4 protein-coding genes are annotated in these 4,548 nt (G+C 43.0%); 2 read left to right on the forward strand and 2 right to left on the reverse strand.

Annotation, left to right across the window (positions count from 1 at the left end; genetic code table 11):
• Window positions 1-256 precede the first annotated feature (256 nt).
• A complete protein-coding gene (locus tag JW881_10115; protein ID MBN1697855.1) occupies window positions 257-1,459 on the forward strand; it encodes a diguanylate cyclase in 1,203 nt (400 codons plus the stop codon).
• A 23-nt stretch (window positions 1,460-1,482) separates the two neighbouring features.
• Here the strand turns inward: JW881_10115 and JW881_10120 are convergent, their stop codons facing one another.
• Entirely contained in the window at window positions 1,483-2,283 is an 801-nt protein-coding gene (locus JW881_10120) for a PilZ domain-containing protein (protein MBN1697856.1), read from the reverse strand.
• 149 nt (window positions 2,284-2,432) lie between these two features.
• The gene (locus tag JW881_10125) at window positions 2,433-3,053 is read right to left on the reverse strand and encodes a cyclic nucleotide-binding domain-containing protein (GenBank protein MBN1697857.1); all 621 of its coding nucleotides are present in this window, start codon (window positions 3,051-3,053) and stop codon (window positions 2,433-2,435) included.
• A 499-nt stretch (window positions 3,054-3,552) separates the two neighbouring features.
• Between JW881_10125 and JW881_10130 the strand changes: the two genes are divergently transcribed.
• Complete coding sequence (locus JW881_10130) at window positions 3,553-4,377, forward strand: ion transporter (GenBank protein ID MBN1697858.1); 825 nt, start codon at window positions 3,553-3,555, stop codon at window positions 4,375-4,377.
• The last annotated feature ends 171 nt before the right edge of the window (window positions 4,378-4,548 follow it).

Genomic DNA, 4,548 nt, shown 5'->3' on the forward strand with positions numbered 1-4,548 from the left:
CTCGACACGCTAGGGGTCACAAGTTCAAGTCTTGTGTCGCCCATATTTATTTTTTTTTAATGTAATGATTAATAGAAGGCTTCCGTTTAAGGAAGCTTTTTTTATGGTGCGCTTGACAGGAAGCACCTGCCATGAAGTGCTTCAAAGAATAGAAATATCCTGGAAAAGTCTTCTCTGCACCCCGTTCAGTATGGAAATGTTGTTGCAATGAAACATCACCCATGATATAATATAAAAAAAATAAAAAAGAACAGGTATGAAAAAAGAAAAGGACACTATAACATTTCTCAAGGAGAAAGTCTCCTCTCTTCTCATGGAAGACGAAAAAAGCAGAACAATGCTTATCAAAAATATCGATGAACTTAAGAAGAAAAATATGGATGAGTATCTTTATGCGAATCTGCTTGAATTGTTCGTCCATCTCAGTTTTTCGGAAGAAGAGGCAAAAAAACATTGGAAGAATATTTTCGAGAATTATCGATATTTACAGAGCAAAATCGACCGTACCGTCGGCCTGAGGGTCGCCATGTTCGATTATTTTATCAATTTGAACCGGATGCTTTCGGAGCCGATTCTCGTCGAGATCTGGCTGTTCAAGGAGACGGAAAAAATGGCCATGGTCGACGCACTGACCGGTCTGTTTAACCGTAGATACTTCGATCTTTCCCTTAAAAAGGAACTGAAAAGAGCCCATCGGCATGACAAGATATTTTCACTCCTTATGATCGATATCGATAACTTCAAGGTTATCAATGATTCGAAAGGTCATCCATTCGGTGATATTGTTTTGAAAAAATTGGGTGCCGGCCTGAAAGAAAGCTGCAGGGAAGAAGATATCCTCTGCCGGTATGGCGGCGAGGAGTTTGTCTTTATCCTGCCGGAAACGAACGGCGGCAGTGCCCTGGTTTTTGCAGAACGGCTGCGAAATACGATCAGAAACAATTCTTTTTTTAAAAAACATAGAATATTTTTCAGCGGGGGCATTGCTTCATATCCTTTTGACGGCATGAACGCGAATAAACTTATCAGGAATGCGGACAAGGCCCTCTACGCCGCCAAATTCGCCGGAAAAGATTGCATCATCAAAAGCCGAACGGAGAACAGAAGATACATTCGGTATACGCAGTCATTAAAGATTTTTTTCAAACCGGTGAACATCGCATTCAGGCAGTCCGATGTCAGGCAGGTGTATTCACAGGATATTTCCCTTGGAGGAATAAAATTTGAATCGTACGAACTCCTGCAATTGGATTCGAAGCTTCTCCTCGATATTTCTCTTCCCGATAAGAATGAAGTCGTCCTTGTCGGTACGGTCATCTGGTTCAAGAAAATCGATAACACGCTCTACCGGTATGGTGTTCGTTATGATGACATAACCCACGAGCAATTGGTGATATTACGACAATTCCTTGATGATACCACTATAACGGAAGTTGAAAGCGGGAATGACCGATTTTAAAAAACGGTCACGTATTCTTTTTTTCAAAATCGTTCCAGATATGTTTTCAGCCACGTTTTATAGGATTCCGGTATTCCTTCCATATCGAATCTCAGACCTAAGGCGATAAAGTTTTCCGCGTCATAGGTATGAATCCCCTCACAGTGTACAACCGAACAGAGCATCTCGCCGATACCGTTAACACCTTTTACATTGAGGATGAGCATGACCCGTTTATCCAGATACGTTTCCGGGTTTCCCCGCGTGATCACTTTTGCGCCGGAATATGAGATGTCCCTGATGATGCAGTTGTTTCGTTTACCGTCGCAAAAAAGGGATATTTTGTCCGTTCGCAGGTTCATCGACACCGCTTTCTCGTCATCAATGATTAACCGGCGTTCTTTTCGCCGTGACATATCGTTGAGTGATTCGCATACTTCTCCGAGCCTGAAAATCAATTCATCCGGCGGTTTGTTGGAATATCTGAGGGTGACAAAATTAATGTCGGGCCGGTCGCTTTTATACGGAGTGAAGCCCGTTATTTTTGCATTGATAAAAATCGAAATGGGATCTTTTCCCTGCGTATCGAGAAACGAGAGGTTAAGCGTTGCCGTTTTATTACCCAGGCTGATTTTCTCACAGGTTTTCTTGTTGAGTGGAATAATGATTCGGGCGCCGGAAAAGGAAGATGAGTAGAGAATACAGGGAATGGATTCACCTGAGAATCTCAAATATGTCTTTTGGGGAATCATCCGGATCGCTTTAATGACTTTACCGGCAAAGGAAACATCAAGATCATGATATTTGTTGTAGAATTCATCACTCTGATGCCTGGTCCGGACCAATTTCCAAGAAATTCCTTTCTCAGTATTAATATAAGGGTATGAGATAGTGATTTTCAATAAAAAAAAGGCAAAAACTTATGAAAAATAACCTTATACCGGACAAACAGGAATGGGGACGAAAAAAACAGGATATGTCCGTGAGGAGATACCTAGTCCTCCAGGTTGATCTTGTCGATTTTCGCTTTCGGCCTGACCCTTTTTATCCGCTGGACCTCCTGGGCGAATTTTTCAAGGAGTATCGGTATTTTATCCACCAGATCGGGATGATCCTTGTTGATCGCGATGACGACCGCGTCTGTTTTTGCATATGCGTCTTTCTTTCTTATCTGATCACTGAATGCGGCCCTTCCGAACACACTGCCGGCATGGTATTCGACACCCTCGATTTCCACGATACCTTCCTTGATCCAGAAAAACTCCGTTCCATGTTCTCCCTTTTTGACAATTTGATCTCCGGCTTTAAAAATCAGTTCCCTCTCCGGATCCAGCTCCTGGCCTTTGAATCCGAATTTTATCTTGTATTCGAGTTTTATATTTCTTACGACCGCATTGCAGTCAAAACCCCTCATTTTCTGCGCAATTTTCTTCTTTATGGCACCGATTGCAAAGCGTTTTGCCTCTTCAATCGCATCGGAAATTATTACACCGGGGAAATCTTCATCCATTTTTACCTCGACGTCCTTTGACGGGTCGATCACCTCTTTCCCCTGATTATTGATAAAATAAACATCACCGGCTGCCTTTTGGGCGTGTATGATTCCTCCTCCCATATGCACTCCTTATGTTTGATATTGAAACCATGGGGTTCTATTTACCCCATCTTCACGCCGTACGACCTCAGCGTGGATTATATTTACTCCAGTTGTCCTTTGTATCACAATGCGGGGAGTCGTGTCAACGACAAATTTATATTGCAATGTTCATATCGCCTGTAAATACCTTCGTAGCCCGCAGTCTCTTCTTACTGAATAGAGAGTGCCCTGCGTTTTCATTTCGATTATATAAATAGCGACAATGTAGCGCCTGGCAGCAACACTGTAAAAAATCGGTTTTCTCTCACGCTGTTGCCCCAAAAGGGGTATTGTATGAAATACCGGCGCGTATCTTTTTGGGTCGAGTATGTATCGTATGCTTGAATAAAAACCCGGTATCGGGATAAAATTTCCCGGCGTAATTATTTATAATAATAGGTAAGCCGGACAGACGCTCGATTATTCTTGCACTATATGCGATACCGACTGTCAAAATTAAAAGGTCAAGGAGGATGTAATGGCAAAACGAATTTCGCTGCAAAGCATTCGAAAAAGACTTTATATCGTTATATTTGAAGCGGACACCAAAGCCGGAAAGGGGTTCGATATCGTTCTGCTTTTTTGTATCCTTTTCAGCGTGGCGGCCGTGCTTCTCAACAGCGTCGAAGAAATTCGGAAATGTTACGGGTGGCTCCTTGTCGGGATCGAGTGGTTGTTTACCATAGTATTTACAATAGAATACATGCTCCGGATCTACTGTTCGAGGAACGCGCTTCGATACATGAAAAGCTTTTTCGGAATTATCGATCTTTGCGCAATTCTTCCAAACCTCGTCATTGTCTTTATAACCGGCGCACCGGCGCTCACTTTTATCCGTGTTTTCCGGTTGCTGAGAATATTCGTGATATTCAAGCTCGGGAGGTATATCGGCGAGTCGAATTTTCTCCTGCATGCCCTGAAACGTTCATTCCGAAAAATTGTCGTGTTTATCGGAACCGTTCTCTCGATCGTCGTTATCATGGGATCGGCCATGTACCTGATCGAAGGACCCGATCACGGTTTTCTCAATATTCCGAAATCCATGTACTGGGCGATCGTCACCCTCACGACGGTCGGTTATGGGGATATTGCTCCTCAGACTGTTCTCGGCCAGACAATCGCCTCAATTATCATGCTTATGGGGTACGGTATTATCGCCGTTCCCACCGGTATCCTTTCCGCGTCCTTTGTTCTGGAATCATCGAGGCGAAAAAACAGATGCAGCGAATGCGGAAAAACGGGACTTGAAGACGATTCACGGTTCTGCCGTTTTTGCGGTTCCGAACTTAAAAAGGAACAATGACAGGGTTTATGAATCAGTCTGATTCGGCTATTTTTATGCGAATGACATATGGAAAAAGGTGAAAGACGTATCACTTTTCAATACGGCCGAATAATAAAGGCTTTCGTGTTGACATTTTATCACATTTCTGAGATTCTTGCACAAGTGATATGCTTACGCAAAGTGATATGC

The organism is Spirochaetales bacterium, assembly GCA_016930085.1.
In the GTDB taxonomy this organism is placed as follows: Bacteria; Spirochaetota; Spirochaetia; order SZUA-6; family JAFGRV01; genus JAFGHO01.

Excerpts from the sequence above, each read along its gene's own strand:
- JW881_10115 (MBN1697855.1), top strand. The coding sequence starts at position 257 with ATGAAAAAAGAAAAGGACACTATAACATTTCTCAAGGAGAAAGTCTCC.
- JW881_10125 (MBN1697857.1), bottom strand. The coding sequence starts at position 3,053 with ATGGGAGGAGGAATCATACACGCCCAAAAGGCAGCCGGTGATGTTTAT.
- JW881_10130 (MBN1697858.1), top strand. The coding sequence starts at position 3,553 with ATGGCAAAACGAATTTCGCTGCAAAGCATTCGAAAAAGACTTTATATC.